Origin of the sequence: Streptomyces sp. S186 (assembly GCF_051603415.1) — a bacterium.
Classification (GTDB): Bacteria; Actinomycetota; Actinomycetes; order Streptomycetales; family Streptomycetaceae; genus Streptomyces.
Map to the genome: position 1 here is coordinate 4474645 of NZ_CP193932.1, position 18233 is coordinate 4492877.

General features: G+C 72.1%; 12 protein-coding genes. 4 read left to right on the forward strand and 8 right to left on the reverse strand.

Translation table 11 applies throughout. The annotated features are described in order from the left end of the window. Window positions 1-207 precede the first annotated feature (207 nt). From ACRAS8_RS19245 to ACRAS8_RS19255, 3 genes are read left to right on the forward strand one after another with little or no spacing between them, the layout of a single operon-like run. Window positions 208-2280 carry a helix-turn-helix transcriptional regulator gene (locus tag ACRAS8_RS19245; protein WP_438487270.1) on the forward strand — a complete coding sequence of 691 codons (2073 nt, stop codon included), beginning with the start codon at window positions 208-210 and terminating at the stop codon, window positions 2278-2280. Further along, a complete protein-coding gene (locus tag ACRAS8_RS19250; RefSeq protein WP_438487271.1) occupies window positions 2277-3245 on the forward strand; it encodes a hypothetical protein in 969 nt (322 codons plus the stop codon). Before ACRAS8_RS19245 ends, ACRAS8_RS19250 begins: the two co-directional genes overlap by 4 nt. Then, window positions 3242-4201: a DUF6339 family protein gene (locus ACRAS8_RS19255; RefSeq protein WP_438487272.1), complete on the forward strand. Its 960-nt coding sequence runs from the start codon at window positions 3242-3244 to the stop codon at window positions 4199-4201. The genes ACRAS8_RS19250 and ACRAS8_RS19255 overlap by 4 nt, the downstream gene beginning before the upstream one ends. Here the strand turns inward: ACRAS8_RS19255 and ACRAS8_RS19260 are convergent. From ACRAS8_RS19260 to ACRAS8_RS19290, 7 genes are all read right to left on the reverse strand, one after another. Next, window positions 4159-5391: a DNA cytosine methyltransferase gene (locus ACRAS8_RS19260; protein WP_438487273.1), complete on the reverse strand. Its 1233-nt coding sequence runs from the start codon at window positions 5389-5391 to the stop codon at window positions 4159-4161. The genes ACRAS8_RS19255 and ACRAS8_RS19260 overlap by 43 nt on opposite strands. A 47-nt stretch (window positions 5392-5438) precedes the next feature. Continuing rightward, window positions 5439-6446, reverse strand: a complete 1008-nt coding sequence (locus ACRAS8_RS19265; protein ID WP_438487274.1) for a DNA cytosine methyltransferase — start codon at window positions 6444-6446, stop codon at window positions 5439-5441. Window positions 6447-6885: 439 nt separating this feature from the next. Next, window positions 6886-7329, reverse strand: coding sequence for a very short patch repair endonuclease (locus ACRAS8_RS19270; RefSeq protein ID WP_438487275.1), 444 nt, complete (start codon window positions 7327-7329; stop codon window positions 6886-6888). A gap of 39 nt (window positions 7330-7368) precedes the next feature. After that, the gene (locus ACRAS8_RS19275) at window positions 7369-8670 is read right to left on the reverse strand and encodes a PrsW family intramembrane metalloprotease (protein ID WP_438487276.1); all 1302 of its coding nucleotides are present in this window, start codon (window positions 8668-8670) and stop codon (window positions 7369-7371) included. A gap of 94 nt (window positions 8671-8764) precedes the next feature. Next, window positions 8765-9619, reverse strand: coding sequence for a tRNA (guanosine(46)-N7)-methyltransferase TrmB (gene trmB, locus ACRAS8_RS19280; protein ID WP_438487277.1), 855 nt, complete (start codon window positions 9617-9619; stop codon window positions 8765-8767). 191 nt (window positions 9620-9810) lie between these two features. Beyond that, window positions 9811-11070, reverse strand: a complete 1260-nt coding sequence (gene lhgO, locus ACRAS8_RS19285; RefSeq protein WP_438487278.1) for an L-2-hydroxyglutarate oxidase — start codon at window positions 11068-11070, stop codon at window positions 9811-9813. A 276-nt stretch (window positions 11071-11346) separates the two neighbouring features. Next, the gene (locus tag ACRAS8_RS19290; RefSeq protein ID WP_438487279.1) at window positions 11347-12795 is read right to left on the reverse strand and encodes an MFS transporter; all 1449 of its coding nucleotides are present in this window, start codon (window positions 12793-12795) and stop codon (window positions 11347-11349) included. 701 nt (window positions 12796-13496) lie between these two features. Here ACRAS8_RS19290 and ACRAS8_RS19295 point away from each other — a divergent pair. Next, window positions 13497-15569 (forward strand): asparagine synthase-related protein, encoded by a 2073-nt coding sequence (locus tag ACRAS8_RS19295; RefSeq protein WP_438487280.1) that lies wholly within the window; start codon window positions 13497-13499, stop codon window positions 15567-15569. 615 nt (window positions 15570-16184) lie between these two features. Here ACRAS8_RS19295 and ACRAS8_RS19300 read toward each other — a convergent pair. After that, entirely contained in the window at window positions 16185-18161 is a 1977-nt protein-coding gene (locus ACRAS8_RS19300; RefSeq protein ID WP_438487281.1) for a sigma-70 family RNA polymerase sigma factor, read from the reverse strand. Between the last annotated feature and the right edge of the window lie 72 nt (window positions 18162-18233).

An 18233-nucleotide genomic window follows, 5' to 3' on the forward strand; every position in this document is an offset into this window, starting at 1 on the left:
GTCGCCCCCCGGTTTCCCGTGGTTGCACATGATGGACAGGCTTGCGCGCGAATGTCCAGTCGCTGATCGAAAGACTTCGCTAGCGGGTGAGAATGTAACAGAATGTCCGATTTGCGCGAGTCGCGATGCTAGCAAACTTAATTTGATCGATCGGAATTAAGCGCGCTACTGTGCGGGCACGACCGTTCGAGGAGGGGAGTGAGTCGCGTGCCACAAGACTTTGCGGAGTGGCTCGTGGGCATGTTGCGGCAACGCGCGATGTCCCAGAAGGCGTTGGCGGAGATGATCGAGGTGACGCCGGCGGCTGTGAACGGATGGGTGAACGGCCGCTCCGTCCCGCGTCTCGAGAAGATCAAGCTCATCGCGGCGGCGCTCGGGGTTTCGGTCGAAGACGCGGTGGACCTACGGACGCCAGGAACTTCGTCATCCGAGTTGGCGTGGATGTTCCGCGAGGCGCCGAAGGATGGCGGGCGGGAAGGTGGCAACGCGGCAGCGTTCGCCTTCGCTGCGAACCTGGAAGTCCTCGCGCGTGAGGCCACCCAGAACAGCCTCGACGAGCGGCTTGATGGCCGGCCGGTCGTCTCGCGGTTCGTGCTGCACGAGCTGAGTGGGCAGCACCTCCAGGACTTTTTGGCGGCTCTGCGTTGGAGCGAGATCGAGCAGCACGTGCGCGCGGCCGCGGATCCGGGACAGAAGGTCGGACGCGTCCTTCTCGACGGCCTGCACGAGCTTGCGCGCACTCAGCGGCTCGTCCTGCTGCGGGTCGACGACTACAACGCCACGGGCCTTACCGGACCGGAGTACGAAGACGGTCGATTCGCGCGGGTGATCCGGAGGACGCTCGACAGTGGCAAGGACGGCGCCCTCGGGGGCTCGTACGGCTTGGGCAAGGCGGCGCTGTGGGCGGCGAGCCGTTTCGGCCTCGTGCTGGTGAACAGCACGCTTTCCGAGTCTCAGGACGGGCGTAGCGAGCGTCGGATGGCCGGCCGACTCGAACTTCCCTGGCACGCGATCGGTGCCGAGGAGTTCGCTGGACCCGCGTGGTTCGGTGCCATCGATCACGACCGCGAGAACGCGGCGCGATCCTGGTGGGGGGATCCCGAGACCGCGCGCAGTCTCTATCTGGAGCGCGACGAGGCAACGCCTGGAACCTCCTTCCTGGTGGTCGGCGCCTACGACGGTTCCGGTGACGCCGAGCAGTTGGAGGAGATGCATGATCTCCTGGTGCGTGGGGTCGCACGTAACTTCTGGGCATCCATGGTCGGCGGTGAGCGGTCCGAGCCCCTGCTGCGTGCTTCGGTCGCCTCGTGGCGCAACGGCCGGAGCGTGATACCCGAGCAGTACGTCGATCCGCACCACCACGAACCTGCTCGGGCCAGGGCGGTCCAGGCATTCCTCGACGGCCGTACGGTGTCCGAGATCACGGGGCGCGACGATGTCCTGGAGACCTCGGTAACCCTCAGACTGCCGCGGGAAAAGGCATCATCCGCACCGGAACATTCGGTGCCGGAGTCACACGATGCGGTTCTGCTCATCACGCCTGCTGACGAAACCGAGGGGCAGGTGGATCGGATCTCGTACATGCGCGCCACGCGCATGGTGGTGAAGAGCAAGAGGATCAGCGACCTGCCGCTCGGGCATCGAAGCTTTCAGGCGGTTCTGCTTGCCGGGGCCGCCACCGGAAGGGTGTCTTCCGACGCAGAGGCTGCCGAACGATTGCTGCGAACCGCGGAGCCGCCGGACCACAACGATTGGACAGGTACCGAGGACCTCACGGCCACGTACGTGCGCGGTGCTCAACAGCGCATCCGCGATTTCCAGAAGGACGCCGAGCAACGTGTGCGCGATGTCCTCCGTGGTCAGGAGGCGGAGGAGAGCGAGGACGAGGCGCCGGAGATCCTCAAGGAGTTGATTCGCCTGGACCCGCCCAGGGCAACTCGTGCCCAGGGCTTTCCAGCCGTCCATTCCGTCGAGGGGTGGCTCGACGACCAATCGGCATGGCATGTCCGCGTGACCGTGAAGTACCCGGAGCGGGAGGACCCCTGGGTGCTGGCCCCGGTCGTCCGTTTTGCCGGGCGCGACGGCGGCGGTTTCCCGGTCGCCTGGTCGGAACTGGTGCCGGAGCAGAACTGTGAGCTGACGCAGCACGGGAACCTGATGTTCCGTCAAGGGCGCCGAGGGACGTTCAGCGGAGTGACCGATGTGGCCAGCCATCCCGTGCCGGCGGCGATGTCGAGTATCGAGGTGGACGTGCCGCGGGCCAAGGAGGCAGTGCAGTGAAGGCCATATTCCCGTACTCGGTACTGACGGGTGATGTCGACCTGGCCGTCGATCGGGTTTTCGTGGACAACACGCCGCGCCGCTGGGACAGCGTGTCCGATCAGGAGCATGTGATTGCTCTGCACGAGGTGAAAGGCGATTGGAACGAGATCCGGGTCAAGGTCACGGTCACTGCGGACGGGGCTGAGCTGACGGGTGGCCCGTGGAATGCGGTGGCCTGCGTGGCGGTCGTGCGCAATCGGCGGACAAAGATTCGACACACCTTCCCGCTGCAGCCGGACGGTTCCGGGCGGTGGACCGGGCAGGTCGAACTTCGTCGCGGTGAGCACATCGGTCGGTGCGAGATCGATGCCTGGATCGTGGCTGAAGTCGGAGGCGAGTACGGACGTCTCATAGGAAGAGCCAAGGACGTCTGGCACGCCGACTTCGAGGCACTCGCCCCCACGCGGCAGCGATCCATCAAGATGGTGTGGAAGGATTTCACGGACGAGGCGAATCCCGACCTGAATGACTTTCGGGATGATCCCTGGTTGTTGGACGGCCAAGCGGACGAACCGGTTCTCTATCTGAATTCCGCAGTGGAAGGCTTGCGAGCCGTTCTCGACAAGGCCGTTGCTCCGGAACAGAAGGTCGTACGAGAAATCATGGCTTCGCAGATCGCGGCGGAGGCGTGGGTTGCCATGTTCAACGCCGCCACCTACGCCGTCGAGACGGAGGACGGAGAGGCGCAGTGGCCCGGAGGATGGCACGAGGACGTCCTGCGCCGCATGCTGCCGGACATGTTTCCGGACCGCGCTCCCGGTGAGGCACTTGCCGAACTGGTCGAGCGTCGGACAGAGGGAGAAGGCGGCGGTGATCTGCAGCGGCGTCTCATGCACACCGCCACCCTTCAGTCCAGGAAGCCCAAGGCAGTGACGAACGCCCTCAAGACGTTGGGGCGGTTGGCCACCAAGGAGACGGTGTGAAGCCCACCAGGAGTGCAGTTCCCGAAGGAAGAATCGGACGCCTTTCGGATTCGGCAGCCCTCCGGGTGCTGACCTCCGGAGTTCTCCGGGGATTCGAGCAGATCCCCGCCCAGCGTCTCGAGACGGTGTCCACACCTCCGCCGGACGCATCCGAACGCTGGAACTCCGATGCGATCCGCGACCTGTGCGACGAAGCCATGCAGAGGTTCAAGGACGACTCGCCGGCTGCTTCGGACGCGTGGCTTGCGCCACGTTTGCATTACACACTGCGTATGACCCGAGCGGAAGCCACCGAGTCAGCGCTGTGGAATTTCCTGGCACTCTGCGTGGCACCGGACTTCGTGCAATGGCGTTGGGGACGGTGGAAAGACGGGGATCGCCGCGAGGTTGGACAGGCTGCTCGTTTCTGTGGTCCGTGGTTCACCCAGTGCTTCTCGCGGCTGTGGTGGGCTGCAGAGATATTCCGCGACGGGAAGGACTACGGTCCGGCCGAGATCGCCTGTCGGAACCAGGATGTACTCAACACCTACCTGCGTCAGGAGCTGGTCACCTATCGACCTGCGGCCCGAGCCGTGGTGCGCATGCTGGAGCAGGAGATGATGCGGACCGGGCGTCAGGTGAACGCACTCACAAAGCTCGCCTTCGCGGCTTCCGCCACCAAGATCTACGAGGTGCTTGCTCCGGACGATCCACAGGATTTCGGGGCGCTGCAGGACTGGATCGAGTCCCGCGACTCAGCAATGGCGGCGCCCGGTGACCGACTGCCCCTGGGGCCGGACGACGGAGGCGTGAGTAAGCATTCCGTGGAGACGTTGGTCGAGTGGTTCCGTGAACTACTCGCCGTCGCCAAGGTGCGGGGGCAGAAGGGCGAGGGAGAGGGAGCAGAAGCGACGCCGTTGGATTCCGGGAACGTTCAGTGCCGACAGGCCGGGGAGGAGCCCCTGAGCGCTTCGTGAACCACGTGGGCCAGTGCCTTGGCCAACCCGATCGGTACGGCGTTGCCGATCTGCCGAGCGATCTCGATCTTGGTGCCGTACCACTTGAAGGTGTCAGGGAAACCCTGGATCAGGGCCGCTTCGTAGTAGGTGATGGGCCGGGGGGCCGTGGGATGGAGATAGCGGCCCTTCTCCGGCTTGTGCGGTTCGGTGCGGATCGTCACCGACGGCCTGTCGTAGTGCATGCGGCCCATGACATCTCCGGAACCGGCGTTGTGCTCGTCCCAGCTCTTGGTCGAGAGGTAGACCCGCTCGCCGTTGATCCTGGCGTACTTTCCGCGGAGGTCGTGACGATTTCCGCCGGGGGGAATGGCCGCGTACCGTGCCAGCGAGAGCGGTTCCGGAGTGCGCCCGATGTGGAGCTCCGTGGTGAGAAACGGCCCCGGCTTACGGAGACCGAGCGGCGAGTCGTCGCTGCCCGGTCGACCCGGTAGGTCCACGCCCTTGATCTCCATGCTGTCCGTGCGCGCGAAGACGGCCGGCCCGACCGCGACCCAGGGCAGCGGCGGCTCGGCTGACTCGTCCGATCCGAGCGGTGGCTGCCACCTGTCGGGGCGCCGGTCGTGAGTCGGCGTGGGATGCTTCACCGGCGTCAGATCCTTGCGTGTGCCGATGACGATTACTCGGCGTCGCGCTTGCGGTACCCCGTAGTCCGCGGAGTTCAAGATCTCCACCCGCAGTGCGTAATCACTCAGGCTGCCGTGCTCAACGGCTCTCTGGAGGTCTTCGAATTGAGGGGACCGCAGGAAGCGGTCGACGTTCTCCATCACGAAGACTTTCGGGGAGACCTTCTCCACCACGCGCTTGTACTCCTGCCACAGCAGGTTGCGTGGATCGTTCGGATCTTCCTTCCCCAACCCGGAGAACCCCTGGCAGGGAGGACCTCCCAAGATCACTTCTGCGTCGGTGAAGTCACCGGGGTCCCAGTCGGCGATGTCACCTGCGTGCACCGTCGCGCCAGGGAAGTTCGCTGCGTACGTGGACGCTGCCGACTTGTCGAACTCGACTGCCGCGACCGACTTGAAGGGCGATGCGGCGTGGCCGTCCGGCGTGTACGAGTGGAATCCGGTCGTGAGTCCTCCGGCTCCCGAGAAGAGGTCGATCACCTTGATCGGCTCAGTGGGGGATTCGGCGGAGGATGCACTGGTCATGAGTGTGAAGTTTAGCCGGCCGTGGGGCAAGTGGGACCCGGTGTACGTCACGTGAGCCGAGTACGGGGGGTCGGGGCCGACGAGAGTGCGGCCGCGATGTTGCGCCCCAGCGCAGCGGCCACGGGGGGCGGCGCGGCCTGGGCCAGCTGTCGGTACTGGGAGGTCTTGCCGGCGCAGGTTCGCCAGTCCGTCGGGAAAGCCTGCAGCAAGGCGATCTGCGGGATGGTGAGCTTGGGCAGCGATTTGCCGTCGCCTCCTGGCTCGACCCACTCGGTCTCGGGTCCCGGAACAATGTCCCCGACGCCCCAGCCGTTCACGCCCATGGCTGCCCATGCCTTCTTCGTGCCGGTGAGGCCCAGGTCGGGGCCGCCGTGCTTCTTCGAACCGCCCACCAACGTGGGGGCCGGTCGTTGTGCTCCGGCTGCCCATCTGTCGGCGTACGGCCAATCACGAGCAGCCATCGAGGCGTGCAGGACGTCGCCCACCGTCCGGGGCGGCGTCGCCATCTTCTCCGGCCACTTGAAGACATCGCCCGGTTCCCCCCTGAGCGCGACCAGCACGCCCTGCTCGCGGTCCTGCGCGACTCCGAAGTCCAGGGCATTGAGCGTTCCCCAGTGCAGCTGGTAGCCGAGGTGCTCCAGCTCGGCCGTGAGTTCTGCGCGCAGGCCTGAAAACTCCTCCGCTGTGACGAGTTTGGGAACGTTCTCGATGAGTACCGCTCGAGGCAGCACGGTGGATGCCAGCATCACGACGGCCAACAGCAGTTTCTGCTCGTGATCGTCGTTGCCGCGCGAGGCGGCCGCCACGGACCGCACTCGTGGGGGTCCGGCGGACAGCAGGTCCACGTCGTACGTGTACGGATGCTCGGCCGGGTCGAATTCCAGGAGATCCATTTCCAGGACGTTCCACTCGGGGCGGTTGGTCCTCAGAGTCGTGCACGAGTGCCGGTCGTTCTCCACCAGGGCGACCGGGTCGAAACCCGCCGTCTCCAGACCGAGCGCCTGGCCACCGGTACCGGCGCAGACCTCGAGTGATGTGAAGCGGTGGGATGACACCGTTGGCCCTCCTGCGTTCGCTTATGGGCGGGAGCGGGGCCCGCGCCCTGACGGGATTCCGGTCAATTCTGGATCATGCGGTCGTCGTGCGAGAAGCCGGTGCCGGTGAATCGGGCCACGCCACGTCCGCCGCGTTCAGCCGACGTCGGGGCGACGAATGAGGCGCAAATGGACGGCACCGCACTCCGCCCCGCTGCCCCCTTCCCGCGTCGCCCTTCACCGAAGAGTCACCGATGGTTGCCTCGGCTCTCCCCTGGCCGATGTGATGCACGCCTCCGCATCGTGAGTACAGGTGGAGGACACGCTGTCGGTTGCAGGGACGCCGAACTGCCGAACGGCCGTTACCTCCCCTGCACTTACGTGAGCGCGTGGAGCCAGGCGATCAATGGTGATCGTGGCACGCAGGACCGACTACGGGAAGAAATCGCTCGAAACAGGGCTATTCCGGATGGTCAGTGGGGTGCAGCTTGCTCCGGATGTCGGCAAGCGCGCATGCGATGTGATCCGCCACAACGGACGGGTCCTCGTGTTCCCAGAAGCGCAGGACGGTCCAGCCCGCCGACAGGAGATGTTCCGTTGTCTCCCGGTCACGGGCGATGTTGCCGTCCAGCTTTTCGCGCCACCAGTCGGCATTCGCCTTCGGATGAGTGGCGTGTTCCGGGCAGCCGTGCCAGAAGCAGCCGTCAAGAAACACGGCAACCTTGAGCCCGGGAAAGGCGATGTCGATCGTGCGGCGGGGGAACCCGGGCACACGGCGCTGCAACCGGTAGCGATGACCTGAGGCGTACAAGAGGCGCCGCACAGCCATTTCGGGTCGGGTGTCCCGCCGGGCCTGAAGGCTCATACGGGCGGAGACGCCGGGAGACGAGGGGATGGTGGGCATGCGGATATTCTCCCGCGGCTCGCCACGGAACACCGTCGTTCACCGCTCCCGGTGCCCGTCGCGGGCCGCTGACACGGCCGGGCCCGGCATCCCCGCCACGCCCGCCCACGCCTGGAGGAGTGCTGGGCCTGCCCACGGGCGGTGGTGCCACAGGCTCTCCAGCAGTTCGCGCTCGCGGGTGGCGAAGTCCGGCGGCGGGCCCGCCAGACGGGCGCGGCGGCGGTGGAAGGAGAGGGCGGTGGCCAGGGCCACGTAGGCGGTGACGGCGCGGGCGGCGGCCGGGCCGTGGGCGCGGCGGGCGATGTCGCGGGCCAGCGCGCGGGTGCGCAGGGAGGAGAGCGCGGTGGGCTCCGGCGAGGCCAGCCAGCCGGTGGCGACGTACGGGGCGAGATGCTCGCGGACGGAGAGCAGCTCCTGCCGGCGGGCCCAGAGCGCCAGCCAGGTCAGGGCCAGCAGGACCGGGACCATGAACAGGCCGTAGACGCTGAGGAAGCCGGCGTCGCCGAGGTCGGAGGCGGCGTTCCAGATGCCGTGCAGCAGGACGGCGGTGGCCAGGCCGAGGAGGACGAGCCCGGCGCGGGCCCGGCGGCGCCGCGGATAGCGGGCCGCCGCCGCCCCGACCGCCAGCCCGGTGAGGATCGTGAAGAGCGGATGTGCGAACGGGGAGACCACGATCCGCACGAAGAAGGTGCCGGCGGTGAGGGAGTTCAGGCCGGTGTGCCCCATGGACTGGTCCTCGCCGAAGGCGCTGCCCAGATAGAGGATGTTCTCGGTGAAGGCGAAGCCGGTGGCGGTGATCCCGGCGATCACGATGCCGTCGGTGATGCCGTCGAAGTCCCGGCGGCGGAAGCGGTAGAGCAGCAGGACGGCGGCGGCTTTCATCACCTCCTCGACGATCGGGGCGATGACCGTCGAGCCCCACGCCTGGGCCTCGGTGGGCGACGTCGAGGCGATGTTGTTGGTCAGCCAGTCGGTGGCGAAGCCGTTGGCCAGGACCGCGACCAGGGTGGCGGCGCACGCCCCCCAGGCGAACGCGAACGCGAGGTTCCGCCAGGGCTCGGGCTCGATCCGGTCCAGCCAGCAGAAGGCCGCGATCAGCAGCGGCACCGGGAAGACGGCCAGCCCGACGCCGACCAGGAACCCCTCGGTACCGGTCTGCCGTCGCACTATCCCGAGGATGAGCACCCCGGAGAGCGTGAGCAGCGCGGCCAGTGCGACGGCCCGGACGGTCCTGCTCTGCCAGGGCGCGGACCAGCGCCGATGCCCCCGGTGGGCGTCGGCGGATGTGTACGGCGACGGGCCGGCGGCGTGCTCGGGGAGCGGCGGCGGTGACGGGTACACCCATCGACCCTAACGAGGGCGGCGGACCGTGGGCATACGGGTTTACCGGGCCCGGGCCGTGATCTTCCGCGGGCCGTGGCTCCCGGCAGCGGCGTCAGCCCCGCCGGCGGAAGAGCAGGTCGTGCACGACGTGCCCCTTGTCCAGCCCCTGGCCCTCGAACTTGGTGAGCGGCCGGAAGTCGGGCCGGGGCGCGTAGCCGGAGTGCACGTTCTCCAGCGTCGGCTCGGCGGAGAGGACCTCCAGCATCTGCTCGGCATAGGGCTCCCAGTCGGTGGCGCAGTGCACCAGGGCGCCGGGTGCGAGCCGGGTGGCCGCCAGCGCCACGAACTCGGGCTGGATCAGCCGGCGCTTGTGGTGGCGCTTCTTGGGCCAGGGGTCCGGGAAGTAGACGCGCAGGCCGGCGAGGGATTCCGGGGCGAGCATCTCGCGCAGCAGGATGATCGCGTCGCCGTTGGCCACCCGGATGTTGGACAGGCCGTTCCGCTCCGCGAGACCGAGCAGATTGCCCTGGCCAGGGGTGTGCACATCGCAGCCGAGGATGCCGGTGCCCGGGTCGGCGGCGGCCATCTGCGCGGTGGCCTCGCCCATCCCGAAGCCGATCTCCAGGACGACCGGCAGCCCGCCGAAGAACGCGTCGAGGTCGAGGCGGGAGAGCCCGTCGACGTCCACGCCCCACGTGGGCCACAGTCGGCGCAGGGCCCCGGCCTGGGAAGCGGTGACGCGGCTGCGGCGGGGCTGGAAGGACCGGATCCGCCGCTCGTGGTGCGAGCCCGCGGGGTCGGCCGCCGGGCCCGTCCCGTCGGGGAACATCGGGGCGCCGCGCCGGGGCACGGCGGCCGAGGCGGCGGTGGCGCCGAGCGGGCGCACGGCGGCGGGCACCGCGGCGTCCGCGCCCGTGGCGGCGGCGTCGGGGGCGGTGGTCTCGGGGGTGGCGGGATTCTCGGACACAGTGTTATCGATTCTACGGATGCCTCTGCGGTCCACGGATGTCTCTCCGGTCCGCGGACGCCGCCGCGGCGGACGGGAACGCCGACGCCCGTACCCGCAGCCCGGCACCGCCCCGTACCCGCAGGTCGGCGCGCCCCAACCGCCGGCCCCCGCCGGCAGCCGCGCGAGGGCCCGCCCGGCGGCCCGTCCCCCTACGACGCCCCCGAGACCCCCAGGCCCCCGCCCCCCGCCGCTCCCTCCGGTATCCCCAGCAGCCGCATCACCCGCCCGGCCACCTCCCGCCCGATCGGCAGGGAGGCCGTCGCGGCCGGGGACGGGGCGTTGAGGACGTGGATCATGCCGGGGGACTCGGCGAAGAGGAAGTCGTCGACGAGGGTGCCGTCGGGCAGCACGGCCTGGGCGCGGACCCCGGCCGGCGCCGGGCGGAGATCCTCCTCGCGGGCGGCCGGCAGCAGCCGGCGCACCGCGTCCGCGAAGGCGCGGCGGGACAGCGAGCGGTGCAGCTCGCCCGCGCCGTAGCGCCAGTGGCGGCGGGCTATCCGCCAGGAGCCGGGATAACCGAGCGTCCCGGCGAGCTCGGCGGGGCGGACGGTGCGCCAGTCGTAGCCCTCGCGGGCCAGCGCGGGCACGGCGTTCGGCCCGATGTGGACGGAGCCGTCGACGCCCCGGGTGAGATGGACGCCCAGGAACGGGAAGGCCGGGTCGGGGACCGGGTAGACCAGGCCGCGGACCAGGGCGGCGCGCTCCGGCGCCAGGGTGAAGTACTCGCCCCGGAACGGGACGATCCGCATGCCCGGGGCGTCGCCCGCCAGCCGCGCCACCCGGTCGCAGTGCAGCCCGGCGCAGTTCACCAGCGCGCGGGCGCGGTAGACCGTGCCGCCGGCGGTGCGGACCGCGACCCGGCCCGGTCGCCGGGCGATCGTGGTGACCTCCTCGCCGAGCACGACCCGCGCGCCGTCCTCCTGTGCGAGGCGGCCCAGCTGCCGGGCCACCGCACCGAAGTCGCAGATGCCGGTCGTGCCCACATGGATGGCGGCCAGACCGCGGACCTCGGGCTCGTACTCGGCGATCTGCGCGGGCCCCAGCTCCCGCACCGGCAGGCCGTGCTCGCGGCCGCGCTGGATGAGGCCGTGCAGCCGGGGCAGCTCGGCGCGGTCCGTGGCGACGATCAGCTTGCCGGTGACCTCGTGCGGAATGCCGTGCTCGGCGCAGAACTTCACCATCTCCGCCGACCCCCGCAGGGCGAAGCGGGCCTTCAGCGAGCCCGGCGGGTAGTAGATGCCGCTGTGGATCACGCCGCTGTTGCGCCCCGTCTGGTGGCGGGCCGCGCCGTCCTCCTTCTCCAGCACCACGACGCGTATGCCCGGCGCCGCGCGCGTGAGGGCATGGGCCGTGGAAAGCCCCACGATCCCGGCACCGATCACCAGCACATCGCAGTCGTACGCCGCCACTGCACCTCCCCAACCGCATGACCGCCGGCCCGCCCGTCGCCGCGGGCCCGCGCGTCAACGCCGACGACGTAGTCCATCATGACGGGCCCCACCGACAATCCGCAGTGACCTGCCTGACCTGCGGCGACCAAACGCGCGGCGACAGAACGCGCGGCGACAGAACGCGCGGCGACAGAACGCGCGGCGACAGAACGCGCGGCGACGCCCCCGGCGGCCGCCGCCCGGCTCCCCTTCTCCGCGGGCTCCGCCGACCGCTCCCACTGCCCGTCCGCGCCGCTATGCCGGCGCCGCCAGCAACGGCCGTGCCCGCTCGCGGAGTTCGACCACCCGGGGCTCGTCCCCGTACGGCTCCAGGCGGTGCAGCAGATCGCGGACGTACTCCGTGGTGCGGGCCGAGGAGATCCGCCCGGCGACCTCGACGGCCCGGGCCCCGGCGGCGCAGGCCGCGTCCAGATTGCCGGACTCCAGTTCGGCGACGGCGGACACGACGAGGCGCAGCCCGTGCGACCGGACGAACTCCTCCGTCGGCCGGGACAGCGCCTGTTCGGTGAAGCGCCGCACCTGACGGGGCAGCCGCAGGTCCCGATAGCACTCGGCGGCGTCGGCCGCGAAGCGCTCGTAGGAGTAGAAGTCGAGCCAGGACGGATCGGGGTCGCCGCCGCGGGACCGCTCCAGCCAGCCCTCGGACGCCTTCAGCGCCACCTCGCAGGCCCGCGCCTCACCGGCCTTGGCCTGCGCTCGCGCCTCCACCAGGCGGAAGAAGCTCATGGTGCGCGCGGTGGCCAGCCCGCGGTTGCGCTCCAGAGCGGCCTGGGCCAGATCCACGCCCTCGTCGGCGAACCCGCGGTAGGTCGCCTGCAGCGACATCGACGCCAGCACATACCCGCCCAGCGGGACGTCGGCGGCGGCCCGGGCCAGCCGCAGCGCCTGGATGTAGTACCGCTGGGCGGCCTCCTGTTGACCGGTGTCGAAGGCCATCCAGCCCGCCAGGCGGGTGAGTTCGGACGTCGCCCCGAAGAGCGCCCGGCCCACCTCGTCGCTGTACGAGGCGAGCAGCAGCGGCGCCGCGTCCACCCGGAGGCACTCCGGCACCATGGACGAACGCCAGTCCCCGCCCCCGTACTTGGAGTCCCAGCGCCGGGCGTCCTCGGCCGCCTCGCGCAGTTTGGTGACGTCACTGTGGCCGACGTGCTGCGGAACGCCCGCGTCACCGGCGGCGGCGGCGTCCTTCTCCCGCGCCTCGGCCGCCTCCCGCGCCACGGAGCTGTCGGTCGGCGATATCAGCCAGCGGGACGTGGGGGTGGCGTACGCGCTGACGGCGAAGGATCCGGCCAGGCTCTGCCAGATGCCGCCGCCGCTGCCCCGCCGCCCGGCGAGATCGAGACGGTACAGCTCGGTCGCCGAACGCACCGCCGCGCCGACGTCGCGAGGGAAGGCGAGCCCCACTTCGGGCGCCGGATCGGCGTCGGCCAGCCCGATCTCGTGCAGCGGTACCGGGCGCCCGAGCTTGCTGCCGATCGCCGACGCGATCAGATGGGGCGCGGCGCCCTGGGGCACCATGCCCTTGGAGACCCATCGGGCCACCGACGTCTTGTCGTAGCGAAGCGTCAGGCCGCGCTGCGCACCGAGGTCGTTGACCCGGCGCGCCAGTCCGGCGTTGCTGATCCCCGCGAGGGCGAGAACGGTGCCGAGCTTTTCGTTCGGCCCGCGTGTATTGCTGGACATGCGCACCCCTCGACACAGCGACAGCCGCCCCGTACCCCGGGGCATGCGTCCACCCAGAGTAGTTCGCCGGATCCCTACCGTTAAGAGTCGGTGTCTTGGATGGCGAGATTCGTGTTCAAACGGGGGTGCGGGAATTGGCATGTGCTCCGGGTACGTGTGCCCATGCGCCCGTGTGTGCGCGCTGGCCGCTCAACAGCCCCCGCGCTTCGATGAGTTCCGCGTGGGTCGGCCCGCTGCACTGGATCCAGTGGGCTGGGGGACACCGCCACCTCATTCCCCGCGGGTGGCGGTCCGGTCCGGGAGGCGCAGCCCGCTTCCCGGACCGTCGCGGGGACCGGGACGGGACCGGTCGCCGTGCCGCACGGCGCCGTGGCCCATCACGGCTCCGCGCGCCAACTCGTCTGCCGCGTACGGAGTTTGGCCGAAAAGCGACGGGTGGTGCTTTCACGCCGTCGGCCGCCCCGGGGGCCACACGGGGGGTCACCCGGGGCCGCCGGCGCGCACCTCCGCCCGCCCCCCCGGGGCATCGCGCGCCCTTGTGCGCCGCCCCACCGCGCCCGCCGCCCACCCGCGTCCGGGCCTCCTCCGGCACCTCCCACCGGCCACCGCCATGGCAGCATGGTCCGCACGACAGCTGGGGAATCCGCTGTACGGGGCGGTCCCGGCCACCCCGGCGGACGGGGAATCGGGTGGAGGCGGCGATGCGCTGGCTGGTGGGATGGAGCAGTGCCGCGACCACCGGCAAGGAGTGCCGGACGCTGCTGCCCGTGGGCGCCCAGCTCCTGTGGGGCGACCCCGATCCCCTCTGGGCGGTGGGCGACTGGCGGCCCCACGAGGTGCGCGTCGTCCAGTCCGACCCGGAGACCCGGCTCGCCGTCCTCGGGGTCTGCGGCGCCACCGACGACCAGCTGAAAGTGGGCCTGCTCGCCGCCCGCGGGGGCGCGCTGCGGCACCTCACCGCCTGGCCGGGCAGCTACACCGCCGTCGCCCGGGTGGGACGCCGGATCACCGTCACCGGGGACCTGGCCGGCGCCCGCCCCGTCTTCCACACCCGGTGGGCCGGCGGGACCGCCTTCGCCACCGCCGCCCTGCCGCTCGCCGACCTCGTCGGCGCCGGCCTCGACGTCGGCCACCTGGCCGCCCGCCTGGCCTGCCCCGACGCCCCCGAGGCACTGGGCACCGGCACCCCCTACGACGGCGTCCGCCGGATCCCGCCCGGCCACGCCCTGGTGCTGCGCACCGGCAGCAGCGAGATCGCCTCCTACGAGCCGCCCGCGTCCCTGGCCGTCGCCGCCCCCCAACTCGCCCCGGAACAGGCCGTGAACGGCGTCCGCGAAGCCCTCGTGGAGGCCGTCCGCGCCCGCCTGGCGGCCCCCCGCTTCGCGCCCGACCCGGACGGGCCCGACCGGCTCGACCCCGGCCCGGTGCCCGGCATGGGCCCCGCGGAGCGGCGCGCGGCGCGCGGCGGCCCCGCCCCCGGCATCGGCGCCGACCTCTCCGGGGGCAGCGCCTCCGGCACGCTCGCCCTCCTGGCCGCCGGCCTCCCCGGGCAGCCCGGGCGGATCAACGGCCACGGCGAGCGCCTGCTGGCGGTCACCTTCAACGACCGCGCCGCGCACGGCGACCGGGCCCAGCACGAGGCGGAGCTGGAGCGCGCCCGCGGCCTCGCCGCCAACCCCCGGCTGCACCACGTCGTCGTCGCGGCCGGCGAGGAGGCCCTCCCGTACACCGGCCTGGACGCCCTCCCGCTCACGGACGAGCCCGGCCCCTCGCTGACCCTCGCCGGCCGGCACCGCAGACGCCTGCTGTCCGGCGGCGCCGACCACTTCGTCGGCAACGGCGCCCGCCAGGTCCTCGACGCCCACCCGGCCCGCCTCGCCGACCTCCTCATGGACCGCCGCCGACGCCATCTGCTGCGCCCGGTCACCGCGTTGGCCAGGGCCGACGGCCCGTCCGCGCACTCGGTGCTGGTCCCGTTCACCGTCTACCGCGCCGCCCGGAAGCTCGCCCGCACCCCCTACGCCACCGGGATCGCGGAGGCCGCGCGCCTCCTGTTGGAGCGGCGGTTCGCCGACGAGCCGGTGGCCGCCGGCGCGGTGGACGCCTCACTGGCCGCGCTCACCTGGTGCCGCCCCGGGCCCGCGGCCCGCTGGCTCACCGGCGAGGCCCTGGCCGAAGTATCGGTTCGCCTCGGGGAGGCCGCGCACCGCGCGCCCGCCGCCGGCCGCCCCGGCGAACGGCGGGCCCGCGCCGCCCTGGCCCGCCAGGCCGCCGACCACCGGGTCTTCGAGCAGGCCGTCGAGGTGCGCAGCCAGCGGCTGCACGCCCCCTTCCTGGACAACCAGGTGGTGCTCGCCTGCCGCGCGCTGCCCGACACCCTCCGGGTCCAGCCCGACGCCCGGGCGTCCGTCCTGCGCTCGGTCCTGGCCGGCGCCGGCGTACGGGACCTGCCGCCCGGCTGGGGCGCCGCCGCCCAGCACCCCCACACCGCCGCCGCCCGCGCCGGCCTGCGCGCCGCGGTCGGCGAACTGCTCCGGCTCTTCGACGCACCGCTGCTCGCGGACGCCGGGCTGATCGAGGCCCGGGTGGTCCGCAGCGCGCTCCGGGCGGCGGCCGACGGCGCCCCGCTCCCCCTGGACGGCCTGGCCGAACTGGCCGCCACGGAACTGTGGTTGCGCCGACTGCTGGCCCGCCGCGGCTCATGCTGGACGGGCGCGGAGGCACCCCGCCAACGGGCGCTCGCCGGGGGCGTCCCCCGCGCACGCCTCACCTGAACCGCCCCGGCACCCGGCCCCGCCACCCCAGGACGCCCCCTTCCCACCGACCGCCCCACCCCACCGTCCCCCGAGGGCGGACATCCGGCGTACACCCACTCCCTGGTGCGCCCGGCAGAACGGCGCGGACCTCCGGCGCACGGCGGGCTTGCGCGCCGGGGGAGAGCCCAACCCGCGGGCGACCGCGACGCACACCGACCGCGACGCACACCGACGACCGCCCCCGGCGGCTCCCCTGGCGATTCCGTCATGGCTGCCCTGCCTGGCGCCTCCCGAGGGCCCGTTACGGCCCGGTGGATCCGCTCACCGCGTCTGAGTGGGCAGCTACGGCCAGTTGGATCCGCCCACGTCCCGGCGGGCCGCTACGGCCGGTGGGCTCATTGCGTCCCGTTGGGCTCTCAATGTCTTGGTGGACCACTGACAGGAGGGGCCGGGGGCGGAGGGGTGGGTTGTCGGGCTTCGCTTCCGGAGGGGCTATAAGAGAGCGAAGGCGGAGCGTAAAGCGCAGCAGTCCGACAACCCACCCCTCCGTCCCCGGCCCCGGCACCACAGACGAACGGGGGGCCTGGCGACCAGAGCACCGACGAACAGGGCCCCCGACGCAGCCCCCACCCCTCACCGACAGCTGATCCGCGCCCCCGCCCAGTCCCCCAGCGCCACCAGATCCCCCGCCCCCCGCGGCTCGACCACCAGACGCAGCGTCTTCCGGCCCGCCAACGGGACATGCACCGGCACCGCCGCCTCCCCGCCGTGCACGACCGCCGACCGCCACAGCCGCACCCCGTCCGCGTACACCGAGAAGCGCAGCGCCCCCGGACCCAGGCCGAGGTCGTCCACGCCGGCCACCGCGTCGTACGCCGTGCACTGCCGGTTGAGGTCGATGACCACCGAGGATGCGGCGTGCACGCTCACCCCGTCGGGGTAGACCGTCCCGCCGATGCTCGGGTGGTGCCGCCGCCACAGCCAGCTGCTGTCGAGCGTACGGACCTCCGGCTCGCTGCCGTCCCCCGCGAAGTCGTAAGCCAGCGCACCCACTTGATAGACCGTCGGCGGCGGCGTCGGGACAGGAGTCGGCGTGGGAACAGGAGCCGGCGTCGTAGAAGGAGAGGGCGTCGGCGCGGGCGTCGGCCCGGGGGTGGCCGAAGGAGTGGGCGTCGGCGGCGCCGAAGTGGGCGCCGGCCCGGGGCCGGCCGGCGTACGGACCGTCTCGGACGGCGCCGGGGTCGGCGTGGGAGTCGGAGTCGGCGTCGGCTCGGGGACCGGCTTGGCACCCGGCGCGCCGACCGGCGGCCGAGGGGTGTGCGACGGCGCCGGGGCGGGCACGGCCGACGGCCGCGGCTGCGCCCGCGGGTGCGGCGCCGACTCCGGCGACCCGGCCAGCGCGAACGCCAGCGCCGCGCCCGCCGCGACCACCAGCCCCGCCCCGATGCCGATCTTCACCGGCGCGGCCAGCCCCTCACCCGCGGCCGCCCCGCCGGCGCCGCCCGAGGCCCCGGAACCGGACCCCGAGGCGGCGGCCGCCCCGGCCCCGGCCGCCGCCCCCGCGCCGGCGGCTCCGGCCACCGCGGCGGCGCCCTTGACGGCGTACCCCGCCGCGAACCAGCCGACGACCGCGACCGGCAGCAGCGCCCCGATCCGCTCGTTGACGTCCGCGACCTCCAGCGCCGCGCTCCGGCACCGCGCGCACTCCTCCAGATGCTTGCGCAGCCCCCGCTCGGCCCGCATCCGCAGCCCGCCCCGGGCGTACGCGCCGAGCCGGTCGGCGTACCGCGCGCAGTCGCCGCCCGCGGTCAGCGACTGGCTCACATGCGCCTGCAGATACGCCTGCTTGAGCCCTTCCCTGGCGCGGTGTGCCAGCACGGCGGTGGCGTTGGCGGTCAGCCCGAGCAGCGGCGCGACCTCGCTCGGCGACTCGTCCTCGACGGTGGTGTGCCACAGCACCGTCTGATAGCGCTCCGGCAGGCTGCGGAACGCCTGTACCGCCATGGTCTGCTCGGCCTCGTGCATCGCCCGCACGTCCGCGCCCGGATCCGTGGTGTCGGCGGCCGGCGACGCACCGGCCGCCGACACCGCGAACACCGCGAAGTCCTCGACCAGTTGCTCCCGCCGGGCCGTCCGCGCCCAGTGCGCGGCGACCCGCCGGACGGTCGTCAGCAGATAGGCGCGCACCGCCGCGTCCGGCCCCGCCCCGCCGCGCACCGCCTGAAGGGTCCGCGCGAAGACTTCGCCGGTCAGGTCCTCGGCGGTGTGGGCGTCCCGGCAGCAGCCGCGCGCGTACCGGCGCACCGCCTCGGCATGCCGGCGGTACAGCTCCTCGTAGGCGCTGACGTCCCCGGCCCGCAACGCGGCGAGGAGCGCGGCGTCGGACGGCGGCAGCCCCGCGCCCCGCTCACCGTCCGCCCCGTCCACCGGCGCGTCGGAGGGCCGCTCCCGCCGCGGGGAGCGGCTGCGCTGCGCCGGCACACTGGGCCCGGTCTCCTCCGTGCCGTCGCCCGGGGGCACCGCATCCGGCGGCCCGGCCTGGCCCGGCAGCCGGTCCGACGGCCGTTCCGCGCTCTCGTCGCGCCGCTCGTCCCGCCCGTCAACACCCATCGCCCAGGCCCCCGAAGCCGCCGTCGCACCGCACCACCGCGCAAGCGTGCCACACCCGCCGCCCGGGCTTCA